This window comes from Halobacillus andaensis, assembly GCF_014636475.1.
GTDB lineage: Bacteria > Bacillota > Bacilli > Bacillales > Halobacillaceae > Halobacillus_A > Halobacillus_A andaensis.
The window spans coordinates 377805-396890 of record NZ_BMEL01000001.1 but is presented as its reverse complement, the minus strand read 5'-3'; the positions used below and the strand labels follow the sequence as shown (position 1 = coordinate 396890).

Annotated in this window: 17 protein-coding genes; 5 read left to right on the top strand and 12 right to left on the bottom strand. The window is 38.3% G+C overall.

Annotation, left to right across the window (positions count from 1 at the left end):
• Positions 1–2 precede the first annotated feature (2 nt).
• On the top strand, positions 3–1364 hold the full coding sequence (locus tag IEV27_RS02040; protein ID WP_188375782.1) for an aldehyde dehydrogenase: 1362 nt from the start codon (positions 3–5) through the stop codon (positions 1362–1364).
• Between the two features lie 160 nt (positions 1365–1524).
• On the opposite strand, the gene msrB is transcribed toward IEV27_RS02040, so the two are convergent.
• Positions 1525–2097 (bottom strand): peptide-methionine (R)-S-oxide reductase MsrB, encoded by a 573-nt coding sequence (msrB, locus tag IEV27_RS02035; protein ID WP_229734813.1) that lies wholly within the window; start codon positions 2095–2097, stop codon positions 1525–1527.
• Between the two features lie 96 nt (positions 2098–2193).
• Between msrB and yxiS the strand changes: the two genes are divergently transcribed.
• From yxiS to IEV27_RS02020, 3 genes are all read left to right on the top strand, one after another.
• Positions 2194–2505 carry a protein YxiS gene (gene yxiS / locus IEV27_RS02030; protein ID WP_188375781.1) on the top strand — a complete coding sequence of 104 codons (312 nt, stop codon included), beginning with the start codon at positions 2194–2196 and terminating at the stop codon, positions 2503–2505.
• 129 nt (positions 2506–2634) lie between these two features.
• A complete protein-coding gene (ppc, locus tag IEV27_RS02025) occupies positions 2635–5394 on the top strand; it encodes a phosphoenolpyruvate carboxylase (RefSeq protein ID WP_268235618.1) in 2760 nt (919 codons plus the stop codon).
• A 104-nt stretch (positions 5395–5498) separates the two neighbouring features.
• Positions 5499–6113 (top strand): spore coat protein, encoded by a 615-nt coding sequence (locus IEV27_RS02020; protein ID WP_188375779.1) that lies wholly within the window; start codon positions 5499–5501, stop codon positions 6111–6113.
• A gap of 24 nt (positions 6114–6137) precedes the next feature.
• Here the strand turns inward: IEV27_RS02020 and IEV27_RS02015 are convergent, their stop codons facing one another.
• The 11 genes from IEV27_RS02015 to IEV27_RS01965 all read right to left on the bottom strand — a co-directional run bounded on the left by IEV27_RS02015 (position 6138) and on the right by IEV27_RS01965 (position 17811).
• Entirely contained in the window at positions 6138–7121 is a 984-nt protein-coding gene (locus tag IEV27_RS02015) for a DUF4003 family protein (RefSeq protein ID WP_188375778.1), read from the bottom strand.
• A gap of 266 nt (positions 7122–7387) precedes the next feature.
• Positions 7388–8869, bottom strand: a complete 1482-nt coding sequence (locus IEV27_RS02010) for a flotillin family protein (RefSeq protein ID WP_188375777.1) — start codon at positions 8867–8869, stop codon at positions 7388–7390.
• A 142-nt stretch (positions 8870–9011) separates the two neighbouring features.
• Positions 9012–10274, bottom strand: coding sequence for a PucR family transcriptional regulator (locus IEV27_RS02005; protein WP_188375776.1), 1263 nt, complete (start codon positions 10272–10274; stop codon positions 9012–9014).
• 122 nt (positions 10275–10396) lie between these two features.
• Positions 10397–11944 (bottom strand): L-glutamate gamma-semialdehyde dehydrogenase, encoded by a 1548-nt coding sequence (pruA, locus tag IEV27_RS02000; RefSeq protein WP_188375775.1) that lies wholly within the window; start codon positions 11942–11944, stop codon positions 10397–10399.
• A 29-nt stretch (positions 11945–11973) separates the two neighbouring features.
• Entirely contained in the window at positions 11974–12891 is a 918-nt protein-coding gene (locus tag IEV27_RS01995; RefSeq protein ID WP_188375774.1) for a proline dehydrogenase family protein, read from the bottom strand.
• A gap of 229 nt (positions 12892–13120) precedes the next feature.
• Positions 13121–14725: an ABC transporter permease gene (locus tag IEV27_RS01990; protein ID WP_188375773.1), complete on the bottom strand. Its 1605-nt coding sequence runs from the start codon at positions 14723–14725 to the stop codon at positions 13121–13123.
• Complete coding sequence (locus tag IEV27_RS01985; RefSeq protein WP_188375772.1) at positions 14725–15636, bottom strand: ABC transporter ATP-binding protein; 912 nt, start codon at positions 15634–15636, stop codon at positions 14725–14727. Before IEV27_RS01985 ends, IEV27_RS01990 begins: the two co-directional genes overlap by 1 nt.
• A gap of 1 nt (position 15637) precedes the next feature.
• Positions 15638–16396 carry a TetR/AcrR family transcriptional regulator gene (locus IEV27_RS01980; protein WP_229734809.1) on the bottom strand — a complete coding sequence of 253 codons (759 nt, stop codon included), beginning with the start codon at positions 16394–16396 and terminating at the stop codon, positions 15638–15640.
• 26 nt (positions 16397–16422) lie between these two features.
• Positions 16423–16731 carry a MerR family transcriptional regulator gene (locus IEV27_RS01975; protein ID WP_188375771.1) on the bottom strand — a complete coding sequence of 103 codons (309 nt, stop codon included), beginning with the start codon at positions 16729–16731 and terminating at the stop codon, positions 16423–16425.
• Positions 16732–16777: 46 nt separating this feature from the next.
• Positions 16778–16993 carry a hypothetical protein gene (locus IEV27_RS01970; RefSeq protein ID WP_188375770.1) on the bottom strand — a complete coding sequence of 72 codons (216 nt, stop codon included), beginning with the start codon at positions 16991–16993 and terminating at the stop codon, positions 16778–16780.
• Positions 16994–17253: 260 nt separating this feature from the next.
• Complete coding sequence (locus IEV27_RS01965) at positions 17254–17811, bottom strand: beta-class carbonic anhydrase (protein ID WP_188375769.1); 558 nt, start codon at positions 17809–17811, stop codon at positions 17254–17256.
• Between the two features lie 255 nt (positions 17812–18066).
• On the opposite strand from IEV27_RS01965, the gene IEV27_RS01960 reads away from it, so the two are divergent.
• On the top strand, positions 18067–19083 hold the full coding sequence (locus IEV27_RS01960; RefSeq protein WP_281063569.1) for a S8 family peptidase: 1017 nt from the start codon (positions 18067–18069) through the stop codon (positions 19081–19083).
• Positions 19084–19086 lie beyond the last annotated feature (3 nt).

Below are 19086 nucleotides of genomic sequence, written 5' to 3'. Positions count from 1 at the left end.
TTATGCACCCTGTAGTTAAGCTCCAAAAAGATTGGTACAAAGAAGGACACACAAAAAGTTACGAATTCAGGAAAGAACAGCTGAAAAAACTAAAGAAAATGCTAGTTACATTTGAAAAACCTATATTACAAGCATTGAAGTTCGACTTAAGTAAATCAGAGTATGAGGCTTATACAGCAGAGATTGCTTTTTTAAAAACAGAGATCGATGATCATCTAAAACATTTAAAAGAGTGGATGGCTCCTGTACGCGTGAAAGCGCCTTTAACTCACACGGGTTCGAAGAACTATATTATTAAAGAACCATATGGTACCACACTTATCATCGCACCGTGGAACTACCCGCTTCAACTGGCCATTGCCCCTGTCATCGGTGCTATCGCAAGTGGGAATACAGTTATCATTAAACCTTCAGAACTGACACCTACTGTATCATGGGTGATTAAAAGAATGATCGAACAGTACTTTCCTGCTCACTACATTTCTGTTATCGAAGGAGACAAAGAAGTTACTCAAGAACTCCTGAACCAGCCTATGGATTATGTATTTTTCACAGGAAGCGTTCCTGTAGGTAAAAAGGTAATGGAACAAGCTAGTAAACGTCTTATTCCTGTAACGCTTGAGCTTGGAGGTAAAAGCCCAGCCATAGTCCATCGAGATGCTAACATTGACTTAGCAGCTAAACGAATTGCTTGGGGTAAATTTATAAACGCGGGACAAACATGCATTGCCCCTGATTATCTTTACGTTCATCATGAGGTTAAAGCAGATTTTGTTAAAGCAATCAAAAAATATATTTATGAGTTTTACGGGGAAGAATCTTTGTTAAATGAAGATTACGTGAAGATCGTCAATCGTCCTCACTTCGACCGAATATCAAGTTATTTAGATGAAGGTAACATTTTGGTAGGCGGACGTGTAGACTCTAACCAACTTAGAATTGAACCTACCGTCATGGACCAAGTAACGTGGACAGATCATGTGATGCAAGATGAAATTTTCGGACCTGTTCTTCCTATTCTGACTTATGATGAATTAGATGAAGTCATTAAACAAATAAGCGACCGTCCTAAACCGTTGGCTCTATATTATTTCGGTGAGAACGAAAAAGACCAGCAGCAAGTTACAGAAAGAATATCCTTTGGAGGTGGCTGCATTAACGATACGCTTTATCACATATTAAATCCTCACCTACCCTTTGGAGGAGTTGGAGAAAGTGGAATTGGTCATTACCATGGAAAAGCTAGTTTTGAAACATTTTCTCATGAAAAAAGCATCACTAAGCAAACCACTAAATTCGATCAAAAGTTCCGCTACCCAGGCTCTAAGCTCGGTTTAAAAGCTGTAAAAACGTTATTAGGATAAAATCAAAAAGCCCTCCTTCTAGTAGAGGGCTCCAGCTTGTGGAGAAACCCTTGGTTTTCCGCAAGCTTTTTTCTTGCCCCTCTACCTATCGCAAGCAATTAAGGTAAAAAAACTTACAGAATAAAGTTTCCCTATAAAAGAATCCTCATTTTGAGGGCTTCTATTCTTCAAATTCAGTTAAAAATTCTCCATATCCTTCTTTCTCTAATTCAGCTTTCGGGATAAACTTCAAGGCTGCGGAATTCATACAATAACGAAGTCCCGTTGGATCAGGTCCGTCATCAAATACGTGGCCTAAATGGGAATCAGCATGTTTACTTCTCACTTCTGTACGAACTCCAAAGAGGCCAGGATCCTCTTTTTCTACGATGTTGTCTTCAACTAGCGGTCTTACAAAACTGGGCCAGCCTGTACCCGACTCGTATTTATCATTTGAACTAAACAGCGGTTCACCAGAAATAATATCTACATATATTCCTTCCTCGTTCAAGTCCCAATATTCATTGTTATAAGCTTTTTCCGTTCCGTCTTTCTGAGTTACTTCGTATTGAATAGCCGTTAGTTGATCCTTCAATTCTTCTTGAGAATACGTTACTTGTTTTCCATCTTTTTCAAACATTACTTCTTCCTTTTTATCAACTTCTTTACCTCCTGCCATACGTTCAACGAAAGACGGAGTGAAGATTACAGCTAAAACTACAATAAAAATGAGAGCCATCACTATTTTGTACAATCGATACCCTCCTCTTATATAATAGTTATTATAATTTTATCACCTTATTTATTGTTAGTCATAAATGAGGATTAGCCCATAGAATGGAGGGAAATCATGGAAAAGAAAGAAATTGAAGAACGTGTGATACAAAAATATCGACAAGATGAAGATATGATGATTGTAATTTTTGCCCAGTGGTGCATCAATAACAATTTGGATCCTATACAAGTTTACGAAGAAGCATACCCGCATCAAAGTAAAAATGAGAAACTTAACGAGGCTATAGAAAAAACGGCACCAAAAAATGAATCAGAGCTTATTTCAAGTGACGCGCTATTAGAAATATTAGCCTTATTCGAAAACGATGATCTTGCCTTTAAGGTCGCTGAATATATCGAACAAAATCGCACAGAAAGTGATAAATAAAGCGTTTTCAATAAGGTTTTCCTCAACCTATTCATTTGACTATCCAAAAAATTCTGATAACATAATTAAAATATGAGTCACGGTCTACAAACCGTGGTAATCACAATGATTATACAGGATGGTGAAAGCGTGACACTACAAACAAAAAATAATGACCATACGACACCGTTACGACGGGACGTAAACTTACTAGGAAACATGCTTGGTGAGATTCTTGTCCACCATGGTGGAGAAGAATTACTTAACAAGGTGGAATCGATTCGCAAGCTTACAAAGGATTTAAGGGAAAACCGCGAATCTGATACTTATGAAAAGTTAAAACAAAAAATCTCAAATCTTGAACCCCCTATACGAGGACAAGTTATCCGTGCTTTCTCTATTTATTTTCACCTTGTCAATATTGCGGAACAAAACCACCGCATCCGCAGACGTCGTGAATATCAATTACGTGAGGATCATGGAGTACAGCCCTACTCCTTAGAAAGTGCTGTAACTAATCTTAAAGAAAATAACATTGAAAAAGATGTCATTCAAAACGTGTTAAATGAATTATCTCTAGAACTTATAATCACTGCACATCCAACAGAAGCAACAAAACGAACTGTATTGGAAATTCAAAAAAGAATTGCTAATATATTAATCAAGTTAGACCACCCTCAATTAACAAGCCACGAACGAGAAAACATTGAAGAAAGCTTGTTTAATGAAGTAACCGTATTATGGCAGACAGATGAACTACGCCACAGAAAACCAACGGTAATGGACGAAGTACGTAATGGTCTGTATTATTTTGATCAAACATTGTTCGATGTACTGCCCGACATTCATCAGGAACTGGAAAATCGCTTAGAAGAGGTCTATCCTGATGAAGATTGGACAGTGCCAAATTTCTTGCATTTTGGTTCCTGGATTGGCGGCGACCGTGATGGAAATCCGAATGTTACTCCCGAAGTTACGTGGTCTACTTTAGAAAGACAACGTAAATTAGTACTAAAAAAATATGATGCTGTGTTAGTTGAATTGATGAAACGGTTTAGTCATTCGACTACAAGAGTCAAGATAAGTGAAGACTTTTTGAATACGATTCGAAAAGAAGAGGAGACCATCCCTGAAGACAAACGCTGGCGGGTTGAGAGTGAAATTTACCGACGCAAGTTTGCCATTATTCTTGAGCGTTTGCGCCAAGTAGGAACATCAAGGGTTGGTTATGAAACAGCGGATGAATTACAAAAAGATTTAGAAGAAATTCAAGAAAACGTACATTACCATCATCCGACTAAACGCGAATTAAAAATGTTAAAGAAACTGATTAGACAAGTTAAGCTATTCGGCTTTCATTTAGCTACATTAGATATTCGTAACCACAGCGGCGAACACGAAACGGCCATAACCGAGCTGCTGCAAAAAGTTGATATTACTGAAAATTATGCTGAATTAAACGAACAAGAAAAAGTGGATTTACTTGGTCAAGTACTAAGGGATCCCCGCCCTATTTCCTTATTAAATGAAGATTATTCTGAAGAAACTCAAGAAATGCTTAAAGTTTTCCAACTCATTAGAGAAGCACATAAAGAGTTTGGCAAACGCTCCATTCAAGTTTACTTGATCAGCATGACAGAATCGGCCAGTGACCTACTGGAAGTTCTCCTTCTTGCAAAAGAAGCAGGAATTTACAGATTGCATGCGGATGGTAAAGTAGAGAGCAATTTAGACATTGCTCCTTTACTCGAGACTGTAGATGACTTAAAAGCCGGACCTGAGATCCTACAAACCCTATTTTCTATGGATGTGTATAAGAAACACTTAAACGCCCGCGGTAACGATCAGGAAATTATGCTGGGCTATTCCGATGGCAGTAAAGATGGTGGTACTCTAACGGCTAACTGGAGATTGTATAAAGCTCAACAAGAGATACACGAAATGGCTAAAGACTTTAACGTAGGACTTAAGTTTTTCCATGGCCGCGGTGGTTCTCTTGGTCGCGGCGGCGGTCCGCTAAACCGAAGCATTGCGTCACAGCCTGTAGAAACACTTGGAGATGGAGTAAAGATTACCGAGCAAGGTGAAGTGTTATCTTCTAGATACTTATTAACTGACATTGCTTATCGTAGTCTGGAACAAGGTGTTTCTACCCTTCTTGAAGGAGCGGCTCACGTTTCAAGAGAAACAGAACAAGCTACAAGCTGGGAGGAGCATTGGGAGCAGGTGATGGAGGATATCGCAAATGCTTCATTGGAAAAATATCAGTCGCTTGTATTTGCTGATAAAGACTTCTTAACTTATTTCAATGAAGTGACACCTCTACAAGAAATCAGTGAATTAAATATTGGATCACGTCCTATGAAACGTAAAGACAGTACAAAATTCGAAAACCTGCGTGCCATTCCGTGGGTCTTTGCTTGGACTCAAAACCGTCAGCTCCTCCCTGCCTGGTATGCAGCAGGTACCGGCCTTGCAGGATATGCGGATCAAAACGATCAAAATTTAACTCATTTAAAACAAATGTATCAAAACTGGCCATTTTTCCGGTCCACAATCGACAATTTACAAATGGCTCTTACAAAAGCGGATATGCCTACGGCTAAAGAATATTCAGCTCTTGTAAATGATCGGGAAATGGGTGAACGCATCTTCCAAAACATCGTTGATGAATATAATACAACTAAAGAGATTCTACTCAAGATTACAGGTGACAACGAGTTACTTGATCATCAACCGACTATTCAAGAATCTGTTCGTTTGCGCAACCCTTACGTGGATCCCTTAAACTTCTTACAAGTCGATTTGATCAAGGAACTTCGAGAACTTGATGAAACTGATGAAGAATTACTAACGGAAGTTTTGCTTACAATAAGCGGAATTGCTGCAGGACTTCGAAATACGGGTTAACGATTGTCCCGAGCTACTATAGCTCGGGATTTTTATTTGCCTATGCATAATTATAGTCTAGAGCATCACAATAGGGAGGAATTCATTTTATAGGAGGAATAAATATGGACCAACAACTGCCAAATAATAATCCACAGTCTTCTGCTAACCTTCCCACTTCTATGAGTCATGGAGGGCACGAATTGTTTGATGCTCATGAAGTGATTGCTTCCGTTATAAGCTTATTAGATCAATATCAATTATACGATCAGCACATGCAAGATGAGGAGCTTAAACAAATCGCTTCACGTCAGTCATCATTTTTAACAGAGTTGTATAACATTATGGTTGAATGCTTACAAACCGGAGCTAAACCATCCCAGTCGACTCACATTTACAAGATGGAACAAAATAATGATGTAACCTATGGTATGCAGCCCACTAAGCCTAAAAAGCCAAATGAGTCGATTAATGACCTATCCGATCAAGGCCTTTCCGCTTATATGCTTGGTCAAACGAAAGGCTTAGCTTCTTTAATGTCAATGACTGCATTAGAAATGACGAATCCAGTCTTAAGAAGAGTGATAGCCGATAGTGTTCCTAATCTCATTGAAATGAGTTACGAAGTGTTTCTGTACCAAAATAAACACGGGTACTATCAAGTCCCTCAACTGGCCCCTCAAGATATTGCTCAAATGACGAATAGTTATGCTCCAGCTCCAAACCAGGATTTACATTAAAAAAACAGCCAATTGGCTGTTTTTTTAAGTGTTGGTAGTATTTGAAGCAGCTACTGCCCCTACCATTCCTGCCATCATGGCAGCCTGCTGCGCTTGCATAATTGATTCTATGGTTGTAAATAATCCTGTGGCTGCAATACTTGAGTCCTTCAGACGATGACTAACCGACAAATTAACTGCCATTTTAAAATTTATGTCTTTATTCCATTTGAAGTGTTTAGATTGATCAAGATCTTTTTTAACTGCTTTAATGGTTTCTAACTCTTTGGTTCCTTCATTAAAAAGAGAAAGCAATCCGATTTCAGGGTAATGGACAGTTTTAGGTTTAATGGAAAGATGTTTCATTTGATCATAGATGTGGCCAGCCCTTTCAACTAAACGCTCGTTTTCGTGTTCTTCATCCAAAGATAAAATGTGACTTAAGAATTGAAGATCATTTCCTTTACGGAAAACATCCTGACTCAATTTCTTATAAAAAAATTCCACCCTATTTACGACATCCTTTACTTCTCCATCTGTTTTAGACAGAAGGAAAGCCAACGGATAATCTTCTTTTGCTGTCAGAAAAGGGTGTTCATTTTTCATTTCTTTATAAATAGTAAGCGCTCGATTCATTTGGTCATCTTCTGCTTGTAATCGTTCACCCGTTAGAATAATGAGAGCTGCAATATACGTAAAATTTCCTTTTTTAAACCCGTGCTCAACTAACTTATCGTACACATGATGCAACTTATCATACTTTTCTTTTGGGGCCTCTCCATGTACGTCTAAAAGAGCAGCCACTGTAAAGCGCAAATCTGACTTCAAAGGAGAAAAAAGCCCAGATTCTTTTTTTATATACTCGCACAGTTCCTTAAATTGCCGGGGAGAAAATCGCTGGTCATGCATAACATAAACAGAAGCCGCGAGCATGAGAACTTTTTTATCCGTCCACTTAAACTCCTCAGCCATGTCATAAAAGATTTGCTTATATTCTTTAATATTTGGCGCCAATTCATCCGCTTCCATTTGATCACGTCCTTATTTGAAGTTACTTTTATTTACGTCTTCTCTTTCAAAAAGTTTCAACGACTTTTTTGAAACAGCTTTTTATGAAATGATTATATCGAGTATTCTTAATACATGCCGCTATAGGTTCTTGCCACCTTTTTTCGGTAGGAGCATCTCTAATAAGCTTTTTCCTCAATAATAGCGATTAACAGAGCTTGATCATAAAAAAGCATGTAGTACAACGGATATACTACATGCTCTTTACATTTAAATGAATTTACTTTTTATGATTGGTTTTCTTCTTTACCACTTTCATCCGGTTGTGAATCTTCTTCCTTTGTTGATGAGACTTCTTCGAACGACTTGTTAGCCTCTGAACTAAAGTTATTTACGTGACCTCGAGATACATAGCTTTCAAGCATTGCTTTTAAGTCCATGCCTGTTGTTTCTTTCAAAGATTCCTGGATGCCCAACATCGTAGACGTTACACTATTCGCTACTTTAGCCGATCCGCCTTGAGAATTGGATCCTCCCATATCAATGACTCGCATGTCTTTAATTTGTGACAGCGGCGCTGAAACCTTCTCTGCGTAGTCAGGTAACACACCGATCAACATTTCCATGATCGCAGCTTCGCCATAATGTTCCATCGCTTTGGCCATACGCTCCTTCGATTCAGCCTCTGCCATACCACGCTGGCGGATGACCTCCGCTTCAGATTCACCCTTAATTCGCTCGGTATCTGCTTCGGCTTCCGCTCGCTTGGTTACTTCATAAGCTTGTGCATCGGCGATAGAGCGTCTACGTTTGTTTTCTTCTTCTTCCAGCTCAACGGCTCGCTGCTTCTCTATGTATTTCACCTTCAGCTCTTCTTCTTTAATTTGCTGAGCAAGTTTTTGTCTTTCAAGTTCGCCTGCTTGATCAGCTTTTGCTTTAGCACGGTTTGTTTCTTTTTGAAATTCAGCTTCTTTAATTTCTTTTTCATTTGTAGATTCAGCTACAGCAGTGAGACGGCGGTTTTCTTCATCTTTTGCTTCCTGATCATTTTTTGCATGATAAATGCGAGTTTCTTTTGTTGCATCAGATTCCGCCATATTTGCTTTTTTCTGCACTTCAGCAATATGAGGGCGACCTAGTGCGTCTATGTAACCATTCTCTTGATCCACATCTTCTACGTCATTTAAAGCAAACGACGTAATTTCAAAACCCATTCCCTTTAAATCCGACTCGGCAATTTTCTTCACTTGTGTATTTACTTCTTTGAAATCGTTATAAATTTTTTCGATTGGAAGTGAAGCAATAATTGAACGAAGGTGACCGTTCAACACATCTTTCAATTCAGATTCCCGTTCATTCTGCTTCTTCCCTAAAAATTTCTCAGCAAAATTCGCCATAATTTCCAGTTCGCTCCCGATACTAATGACCGCAGTACTTGCTACACGTACGGGAATTCCCTCTTTCGTATATGCTTTTTCTGAGTTTACTTGCAGTTGAAAAGAAGTCAAATCGATCGGTGTAGCCGTTTGGAACATACGTAAGCGATATCCTCCACCTCGAATGATCTTAACGGAACGACCGTTATCATCTTCAAATACGTTTTTTTCTTTTTCGGGATCACCAAGCTTTGGCCCTGTTACAATTAATGCTTCATTTGAGCTTGCTGTTTTGTAACGCAATCGAAAAATGACAAAGGTGATGATTCCCCCTGCGAGGGCCACCACTCCTAAGATCATTAAAATAATTACGGATAAAGTACTTTCTAGCATTTTTTAACCCCTCCTCTTTTTACTTTCCATTTCACTGAAATGGATACTATATTACATAACGATGACAACCTTACAAAAGTTTCACTACTTTTGTAATTTCTTCTATAAAAACAGAAAAATCCCCCTCAAACATGAGGAAGATTTATAATGCTTCCATATAACGCTGATAATAAGCCTCCACGTTGTTAAGCAGAAGCAGTTCAGTATAAATATAGCTTTTCATATTAAAATCATTAAAATCAATATTCGTCAGCTCTTGAATTTGTTTGATTCGATAATTAAGCGTGTTAGGATGTATATACAATTGAGTGGCTGTTTGTTTCCCTTTGCCATTATTAGCAAGGTAGACTTCTAATGTACGTAATAGATTGGTTTGTTTTTCTGTGTCATTTTGAATTAGTTTAAGCAGATCCTCGCTGTAATAATCTTCTGAACTATTTTTTTCATAAAGAGCAGCAAGATAGCGGTAAATGCCCAGCTTAGCAAACTCACGGGGCATTGACTCAGGTCGAGGTGTGATAAAGTTTGCTGTTTCAATGACTTCTAAGGCTTCTAAAAAGCTTTTTCTTAAATTGTATAGAGTCGTATACTCTTTTCCTACTCCTATGAGAAAATGATAAAATTCTTTTTCCCCTGTCTCATATTTAACATCATCAGTTAATCTCCTCGCAATTTCGCGTGAAGAAAATTCCTCTTCTGTTGTTCCTAGAACCACGATAATGATCTGAAACTCTGTTTTCAAATATTGCAGTTGTTTTCGTTCTGGAGATTGTTGAATAACCTTTTCTAAATAATCAAGCATGTATTTATGCTTCGGTGTTGTGATGGAAAAGACAGCCACTGAAAATCGCTCTGGCAAGGGAAGCTTGGCCAAAGATGCATCGTGACGAATCTGACTCTCACTGCCATACTCGTGATGAAGCATTTTCCAAATAAGTTCTTCCTTACGCCCTTCTTTCGCATTAGCCTTGGCATAAACATCATAAATTAACTTTCCTATATGAGGCGTAATCTCTTCTAAAAATGTAAGCTCGTCATCTTTTAATAATCGATCAGATTCTTGCACCCAAACATATCCCATCGTATGTCCAAGATGCTTGGCGGAAATGACGATTCGTTGATGAAAACCAAGTTCTTCAATCGGCTGAACCCTAATGGGGTCAGGTCTCTTTTCTAACCTTTGAACAATCCCTTCTTTTTTAAGACGGTCAATAATAAAGATTGGGCACTTTTTGGAAAGGATCGTTTTTTGTTGTGTTTGATCAAACTCATCAAAAGAAGAGCTGTAAGAAATCAGTTCAAAGTTTTTATTTTCTATAATCACGGGTTTTTTTAATCTTGAACTAATAAGCTCTGTAGCTTTGTGTACATCGTCTACTTGAAAAATCAACTCTTTTACTTCCATAAAAATCCATACCTTTCCAAGGCGTCACTTTGTGACTAGTTACCCATTATTATAGCGATTAATGATGGAAAGAAAAAGAAAAAAAGCTCTCCAGTTATGGAGAGCTTCTTAACCCCTGTCTCTTAATACATTTCAGAGATAGTTTTTGCTTGCATGTGAAGGGCAAGATAATCTGGTCCGCCAGCTTTAGAGTCGGTGCCGGACATCTTAAATCCGCCGAATGGCTGGTATCCTACAATGGCGCCCGTACAGTTACGGTTAAAGTAAAGGTTACCGACATGGAAATCACGTTTCGCTTTTTCTAGGTGATCACGATTGTCAGAAATGACAGCACCCGTTAAACCATATTCTGTGTTGTTGGCAATCTCAATAGCTTCGTCAAAGTTTTTAGCTTTTGTAAAACATACAACCGGTCCAAAAATTTCTTCTTGCTGCATGCGGGATTTAGGTGCCAAGTCAGCAAACACTGTTGGTTCGATAAAATACCCTTTAGAATTGTCTCCTTTTCCTCCTGTAACTAGTCTTCCTTCTTCTTTACCAACTTCAATATAGCTCATTACTTTATCATAGGCTCCTTGATCTACTACAGGACCCATATACACATTTTCTTCTGTCGCATTTCCAACAGTTAATTTTTCTGTTCTCTCTTTGACCATTTCAAGCAGCTCATCGTAAACGTCTTCATGCACCACTGCACGGGAACCGGAAGAACACTTCTGACCAGAAAATCCAAAAGCAGATACGACGATGGCTTCAGCTGCAGTTTCAAGGTTAGCTTTGTTATCAACTACTACAGTATCTTTCCCACCCATTTCAGCGATGACTTGCTTAATGTGAGTCTGTCCTTCTTTAATGTCTGCCGCTCGCTTAAGAATACGCGTTCCGACGTCGCGGGAGCCAGTAAATGAGATTAAGGCCGTTTTTGGATGATCCACTAAATAATCTCCAACTTCTCCTCCGCTTCCAGGTACAAAGTTTAGTACACCCTTAGGAAGTCCCGCTTCTTCTAAGACTTCAACAAACTTTGCTGCAATAACCGGACTATTACTGGCCGGTTTCATAACAACTGTGCTTCCTGTGACTAGTGGGGCAACTGTTGTTCCAGCCATAATAGCAAATGCCAGGTTCCAAGGTGGAATAACAACAGCTACACCAGTAGAGGTGTATATATAACGGTTTTGCTCACCGTCACGGCTTTCAATAGGTTTGCCATCTTTTAGTTCAATCATTTGACGACCATAGTATTCAAGGAAGTCTATTGCTTCAGCAGTATCAGCATCGGCTTCTTTCCAAGGCTTTCCTACTTCATAAACAAGATAAGCTGAGAATTCATGCTTACGACGGCGAATAATACTTGCTGCACGGAATAGTAGTTCGGCACGTGCACGCTCATCCCATTTTCTCCAATCTTCAAATGCAGTGGCAGCTGCTTGAATGGCTTTTTCAGCTATCTCTTGGTTTGCTTTTGAAACTGTTCCGACTACTTCTTTTGTATTAGCCGGATTAGTAGAAACAATTTCTTGATCGGTACGAATTCTTTCCCCATCAACGAGAAGATCGTGTTTTTGACCAAGTTCTTGCTTTACTTGCTTGAGCGCCTCTTCGAAAGCCTTCTTATTTTCCTCAATTGTAAAATCTGTAAACGGTTCATGCTTATAAGGTGTAACCATAGTTTTATTCCCCTTTCCAATTTTAAAATTTATTTACTAAAAATACCTTTAATAGCAAAAGCAACATTTGCCGGCCGTTCAGCCAAGCGTCTCATAAAATAACCGTACCAATCTTCTCCATAAGGCAGATAAACACGTACAGTATATCCTTCTTTCACAAGCTGCTTTTGAGTTTCATTGCGCATTCCATAAAGCATTTGAAACTCAAATTGATCTTTAGAGAGAGACATCTCTCGTTCAAGCTGTTTCGTATAATTGATGATCGCATCATCATGACTAGCTATCGCCGTATAATGCCCATTCTTTAAATTTTTCTTAATTAAGTGTTTTAAATTAGAATCGACCATTTCTTTGTCAATAAATGCTACTTTTCCAGATTCTTTGTAGGCGCCTTTCACAAGTCTTAAATATGGGTCGACGGAATGAAGTTCCTCAATGTCACAATCTGAACGATAAAGGTACGATTGAATAACTGTACCTAAATTTGAATAATCTTTTTTTAAAGATTTATAAATTTCTAAAGTGGACTCACACCTCGATGAGTCTTCCATATCAATTGTAACCGTTACCTCACGTGCTTGAGCCTCTTTGAGGATTTTCTCCATATTTTCGATTACTAATTGATGACTGATATCGAGACCTAAAGAAGTTAGCTTTAAAGAGATCTCTGACTGCAGTTGGTTTTCAGCAATCAATTGAACCGCTTCTACACATTCTTCAGCACGGTTACGAGCCTCTTCTTCTGAAGTAACAAATTCACCTAAATGATCAACCGTCACTTGCAATCCATCATGGTTAAGCTGTTCTATAATTGGTATTGCCTGACTAAATGTTTCTCCTCCTACAATCTTGTCAGCCCCAAATCTTGATCCAAATCGCTTCGCTAAACGATCTAAGACTTTGTTGTTGGAAAGGTATAAGAAAAAATTCTTACTTATGGCTTCCAAGATCACCACACCCTTTCTATCATGCATTTAAAACCATGTGGATCTATTCAATAGATTTTTTAGTATTTGATCTATTAAGAAAATTATAACGATTAATGTCAGTTGGTGACAACGTGGATATACCACAAACTTAAGCCTTTTCAATTGTGGTCCATGCACAACTTGTGAAAAGTCAAATAAAAAACTCGTCATTTCCCCTTTTAGAAAATGACGAGTTCATTCATAATTCTTACCCTGTTATATCTCTTCTTCTGTATCCAACAAACCCTGCCGCTGCAACTAATAATGCAAGTACGATTAATATAATGACATGAATAAAGGACATGTCTTCAACTGGGAGTTTAGGGATATGAGCGTAAGGTGATAAATTCAACACCCATTCCGGGAACTGAAATAAACCTCCTAAATACACGGCTATAAAAGAGAATCCTAAATACAACCAAGTCAAAACGGACCAGGAAGGTTTGAATCCTACAAAAAGCACAGCCAACCCAATCATGCACCACATAGCAGGTAAATAGACAATTGCAGCTTGATAAAAAGTCAATAATGTAATTTCATTGTTCATGACTGTGGTGCCTACACTCCCCATACCTAAAGCAGCGAAGGAAAGCATGAAGAAACCTACGACTAAAGATACTAGAAAATAACTTCCTGCTAATTGATAGCGAGAAATTGATTGACTTAAAAATGAGTCCATTCGATTTTTTATTTCTTCCCCCTTAAGTCTAAATAGGATCATTAAAGGAGGAATGGTAGCGATCATAGCAATCACTGACATTAACATTGTAATGAATTGCTCTGTTAAAGAAACACCAGATATAGGTTGTAACAGCTCTTCCATCATATCTATTTCTTCAAAAAAAGAATCAAGGTCACCGAGCACAGACCCATAAGAAGCACCAAGCACAAACATACCGATTGCCCAAGAAATAATAGCTGTCCGTTGGAGCCTGACTACTAACCCTACTGGCCCCTGCAGAAATGGGGAAGCATGTTTTCTCCCTGGTTTTGAAGGCAAAAAGCCAGCCTGTAAATCACGAATGCTGCTAAGATAAAATGCAACCGCGAACAGAACAATAGAAACCATTAATAATAGTAAAAGCGGCCACCAAATGTTAGTTACATATGTTTCAGTACGAGTTACCCAGCCAAACGGAGAAAACCATGATAGGGTTTCGTTACTTACATCCCCAATAGCACGTACAAGATACGCGATTCCAAGAACAATCATAGATAGACCGACTGTTCCTCGCGATGATTCAGACAGTTGAGCAAACAGGGCTGTTACAGCAGTGAAAAAAATGCCTGTTGCTCCCATGACTGCCCCGTACAATAGCGAACCTTCCAAATCTATACTATCTACTCCAGAAGCAAACAATCCAACAGCTAATAACATGGCTAGAAGCACATTCACACCAAACAATACAATAACCGAAGCTAATAAAGTAGATAGTCTTCCCGATGGAAGCGAACGAATGAGCTCGATCCGCCCTTCCTCTTCATCGCCACGTGTATGGCGGGCTATTAGTAGAATACTCATTATTCCTACAGTGACACTGCTTAGAAGTAACATTTGGTGGGCCATCATCGCACCGATCGTGTAATTGTCTAATCCATACCCTATACCTACCATAGCCGTCATCGCCGGATTCAACATTGTTTCAGCCATAGATAACCTTTCTTGCTCAGTTCCATATAAACTTGTAAATGATAGCACGACTAATAATGTAAAAGCGACAATGGAAATTATCCAAATTGGTATACGAATACGATCTCGTCGAATAACAAAAAAAGTTAAAACCTTCGTCTGTGCAAGAGACTTCCGTAACATTAGGATACACCTCCTCTTTCGGATGAATCCTCCATTCCCTCATAATGACGCATAAATAAATCTTCTAATGTCGGCGGCGCACTTTCCAGTTTTATGACTCCGTACTGAGCGATATGGGCGATCACATGCTCCAACTCTTCTGTATCCACTTGAAAACGAAGGGTGTTTCCTTCAGCTTCGTGCTCATGCACACCTTTCAAATGATGTAACCCTGCTATTGTATTCCTCGTTTCTACTAATAAATTTGTTCTCGTTAAATGCCTTAATTCTTGTAACGTACCAGTTTCAATAATCTTCCCCTGGCGAATAATACCGATACGATCACATAATTTTTCTACTTCTGAAAGAATATGGCTTGAAAGTAACACACTTTTCCCTTTTTCTTTTACTTCTAGAACACACTCTTGAAATACTCGTTCCATTAAAGGGTCCAGGCCAGAGGTAGGTTCATCTAAAATATATAAATCAGCATCAGATGCAAAGGCGGCTATGAGAGCTACTTTTTGGCGGTTCCCCTTAGAGTACGTTCTGCACTTTTTGGTAGGATCCAAATCAAACCTTTTCATAAGTTCTTCACGATAATTGCTTTGTTTATTTCCTCGTAGTTTCATAAACAAATCTATGACTTCGCCACCTGTTAAGTTCGGCCACAGGTTGACATCTCCGGGTACATAAGCAATGCGTTTATGAATCTCTACTGCGTCTCTCCAAGCGTCTTGACCAAAAATCTCAGCGCTTCCCTCTGTTGCTTTCAAAATGCCAAGCAGCACTCGTATAGCCGTCGATTTTCCCGCCCCGTTTGGCCCAATGAACCCATAAACTTCTCCTTTTTTCACTTCAATATTTACAGCATCAAGCGCTTTAAAGTCACCATACTTTTTCGTTAAATGATTCGTTTTTAGAACTGACATTTTAAATCACCCCTTTTTTATAAAAACTCGTTCTTAACACTTCTAAATATTCGTTAAATTCCTCCCAATATTTATCCATATTCAGGGTCGTTATATTTTCATCTTTTAACTTAGCTTTAATATGTTCCTGGTAACCGTCTATAGACCATTGAATAAGTTGAAAGGCCTTCTCTCTGTCAATGTCATCGCGAAACAACGAATAGTCTATATTCTCATATAGCTTTGCAAATCCTTGCCTTTGCAGTTCTATATATTTCGGCTTTAACCCCTCTGGCAGCTGTTCTTCACCATTTACTAAAACATTGCCTATAAAGTTAAAAACATGCGGAAACTCTCTGAACGCTTGCATTTTAATGATTGTTGTTTTTCTAAACCTTTCAATAAGATCTCTTTCTTCTCCATCAATATGCACGAGGTACTTTTCCTTTATAAAGTCAAAACTATATTCAACGAGATAACGATATAATGCTTTTTTATTCTTAAAATAATAAAACAACATGCCTTTTCCTATTTGTGCCTCTTTAACTACGGCATTCGTTGAAGCTTGTTCATATGAATTCTCCGCAAATACTTTAAAAGCGGCATTTAAAATTCTGTTTTTCTTTTCTTCTTCTAAACTCTCAAACTTATGAGTAATGGAAATTACCCCCTTCAGGATCCGTAGACCAATGTGGTCCATTACATTATATTCCTTTCGACCAGTATGGTCAATAATAATTTTATGCAAAGCTTTTAACTTAATATGTATAAGTACAGCCATTAAAAAACCGCCATATCCACGGCGGTTTACAACTTTTTCATATTAAATTGGGCATTAAGCTGACCTTGAATCAATTGGTCTCGTACTTCACGTTTTTTATTGTCGTTTAATAATTCTTGTTTGATTTCATAGGTTTGGATTCCTTCCTCCCGTTTATCTGCAATTTCCATCAATAATTCGATATCAGAGAAGGAATATTTTCTTGTTCCTCGCTCCGTTCGTTCTGGAAAAATCAGGCCCCGTGATTCATAATAACGAATCATTCGGCACGTCAAACCTGTGATTTCATTCACAATTCCAATTGTAATGACTTTCTTATCCTTATAAGAAGACATAATTAACTCCTTTAATCAACAAAGTTATTTAATTGAAGTATCCCGCCTACAGAAGCTGGTGATGATCCATAATTATTTTAAGCTGACTAACAGTAAGTGTACATTCATCCTTAGCTGAATCATCTAACAATTTAGCTTCTATAAGTTTATTAATATAATACTGTTTCATTTCATAAACGGCATTTCTTAACTGATTAGGTTCTGAAATATCCATAATCCAATTATACTCATCTCTCGCCTTATAACTTTTAGACTGTTCCATTTAACTATTCCTCCCTTAATTAAAAACTTCTTATTGTAAACAGGACTAGGACGAAATGGAAAATGATTTCACAAAACTAACTAGCTGCTCCCCTTTTCTGTTTCGTTAGTATAAGGATAGATGAAAAATAATTGTTTGTCAGTTGTTATGTAAGAAAATCTAACATTAAACCCACCACATTCCGCCGCTCATGTAAGGAATAATAACATAGGTCTATAAAAAAAACACAACTCAATAAATTGAGTTGTGTTTTTTACTTATTAATATCCGTCAATAACTTTATCTAGCTTACCCGTTTCTGGATCAATAATGAGGCCATGAACAGGAACACCTTCGGGCAATAAAGGATGATTATTAACAGTGGAAACACTCTGTTTCACACTATCTTCTACACTGCTAAAGCCTTGCAAGAATTGCTCTAACTCAACACCTGAATAATTTAACGTATTTAATGTTTCTTTTTGAATTCCTCGATCTTTCATTTTATTCATAATGCTCTCCGACTCTAAACTGGCCATTCCACAATCGTAATGACCAACAACGCAAACCTCTTCTGCACCTAGTTCGTAAATCGCTACAAGAATACTTCTCATAATGCTGCCAAATGGATGAGAAACCACTGCACCAGCGGTTTTGACGATTTTTACGTCACCATTTCTTACATTCATCGCTTTAGGAAGTAATTCTACTAATCTCGTATCCATACAAGAAACAATCACAAGTTTCTTATTAGGGAGTTTTCCACGCTGATACTTTTCATAGGCTTTACTATCCACAAACTGTTCGTTATGAGCCAAAATTTCTTCAAGTAACTTCATCTTATCTACTCCTACTCTCTCATTATTTCTTTTTATACTATATTAGCGTTCTTTCAGCCTGTTGAAAAGTGTTCTGCCTTTTTAATTTTAAAAATTGCATCTATTTTTAAAAATATAGGTCTTTCTCAACGTTTTACAAATATAAACAAGGGAACATGTACCATATGTGCAATTTTAACCCTTAAGAGCTGATGTTTATTCATAGCAAAAATCCAATAGTGTACCTTGCTGTATAACTTATGAAGGAGGAGTATGATGAGTAAAATTCATTTAATCCCTTATGAAATTGACGAAATTATCGAGGTTTCCTCTGAAACACCTGAGGGTGTAAAAATGATTCAAGCTCCTGATGTATGGGAAAAAACCGAGCAGGGAAAAGGAAACGTAATTGCAGTCATCGATACGGGCTGTCAGATTGATCACCCTGATTTAAAGGACCGCATTGTTGGAGGAAAGAATTTTACTACCGACGACAATGGGGATGAAGAAAATTATGATGATAATAATGGTCACGGAACCCATGTAGCCGGTACAATTGCTGCTTCTTCAGCTAATGAAGAAGGTATATACGGTGTGGCACCTGCTGCCAATATTTTAGTGGTTAAAGTGCTAAGCGAGGATGGAAGCGGTGACTATCAATGGATTATTGATGGAATACATTACGCCATAGACTGGGAAGGTGAAAATGGCGAAAAAGTAAGGGCGATCTCCATGTCCCTTGGCGGACCTACTGATGTACCTGAACTTTACGAAGCGGTCAAGAGAGCCGTTGATGAGGGAATACCTGTCGTTTGTGCGGCGGGAAATGAGGGAGACGACCGTCATGATACAGATGAGCTCGCTTATCCAGGTTCGTACAATGAAGTCATTCAAGTTGGTGCGATAAATTTTAATAAAGAAATTGCTCCATTCAGTAACACAAATGATGAAATTGACCTCGTAGCACCGGGCGTAAACATACTATCTACTTATTTAGACAGCAAATATGCAAAGTTATCAGGCACCTCTATGGCTACTCCTCACGTTTCCGGGGCATTGGCATTAATAACGAAGATAGCTGAGGAGCAGTTTGACAGGAGGTTAACTGAGGCAGAACTTTACGCACAGCTTGTTAGACGTACGATTCCCCTTGGTTACCCAAAATCTGCGGAAGGAAATGGTTTACTCGCCCTGGCTATCTTAGATCAGTTCGAACAATTATTTACAACCTTTACTACTCCATATAACTTACCGAGTCGAAAAAGAAAAGTCACTGCCTCAAGAAAATCCTAAAAT

What these genes read in the sequence shown, in the direction of transcription:
- IEV27_RS01980 (WP_229734809.1), bottom strand. Translation starts at nt 16,396, where the DNA reads ATGGCTGTACTTATACATATTAAGTTAAAAGCTTTGCATAAAATTATT.
- yxiS (WP_188375781.1), top strand. Translation starts at nt 2,194, where the DNA reads ATGGAAAAGAAAGAAATTGAAGAACGTGTGATACAAAAATATCGACAA.
- IEV27_RS01965 (WP_188375769.1), bottom strand. Translation starts at nt 17,811, where the DNA reads ATGAAGTTACTTGAAGAAATTTTGGCTCATAACGAACAGTTTGTGGAT.
- IEV27_RS02005 (WP_188375776.1), bottom strand. Translation starts at nt 10,274, where the DNA reads ATGGAAGTAAAAGAGTTGATTTTTCAAGTAGACGATGTACACAAAGCT.
- IEV27_RS01975 (WP_188375771.1), bottom strand. Translation starts at nt 16,731, where the DNA reads ATGTCTTCTTATAAGGATAAGAAAGTCATTACAATTGGAATTGTGAAT.
- IEV27_RS02010 (WP_188375777.1), bottom strand. Translation starts at nt 8,869, where the DNA reads ATGCTAGAAAGTACTTTATCCGTAATTATTTTAATGATCTTAGGAGTG.
- IEV27_RS02020 (WP_188375779.1), top strand. Translation starts at nt 5,499, where the DNA reads ATGGACCAACAACTGCCAAATAATAATCCACAGTCTTCTGCTAACCTT.
- IEV27_RS01990 (WP_188375773.1), bottom strand. Translation starts at nt 14,725, where the DNA reads ATGTTACGGAAGTCTCTTGCACAGACGAAGGTTTTAACTTTTTTTGTT.
- pruA (WP_188375775.1), bottom strand. Translation starts at nt 11,944, where the DNA reads ATGGTTACACCTTATAAGCATGAACCGTTTACAGATTTTACAATTGAG.
- IEV27_RS01960 (WP_281063569.1), top strand. Translation starts at nt 18,067, where the DNA reads ATGAGTAAAATTCATTTAATCCCTTATGAAATTGACGAAATTATCGAG.
- IEV27_RS01970 (WP_188375770.1), bottom strand. Translation starts at nt 16,993, where the DNA reads ATGGAACAGTCTAAAAGTTATAAGGCGAGAGATGAGTATAATTGGATT.
- IEV27_RS02015 (WP_188375778.1), bottom strand. Translation starts at nt 7,121, where the DNA reads ATGGAAGCGGATGAATTGGCGCCAAATATTAAAGAATATAAGCAAATC.
- IEV27_RS01985 (WP_188375772.1), bottom strand. Translation starts at nt 15,636, where the DNA reads ATGTCAGTTCTAAAAACGAATCATTTAACGAAAAAGTATGGTGACTTT.
- IEV27_RS02040 (WP_188375782.1), top strand. Translation starts at nt 3, where the DNA reads ATGCACCCTGTAGTTAAGCTCCAAAAAGATTGGTACAAAGAAGGACAC.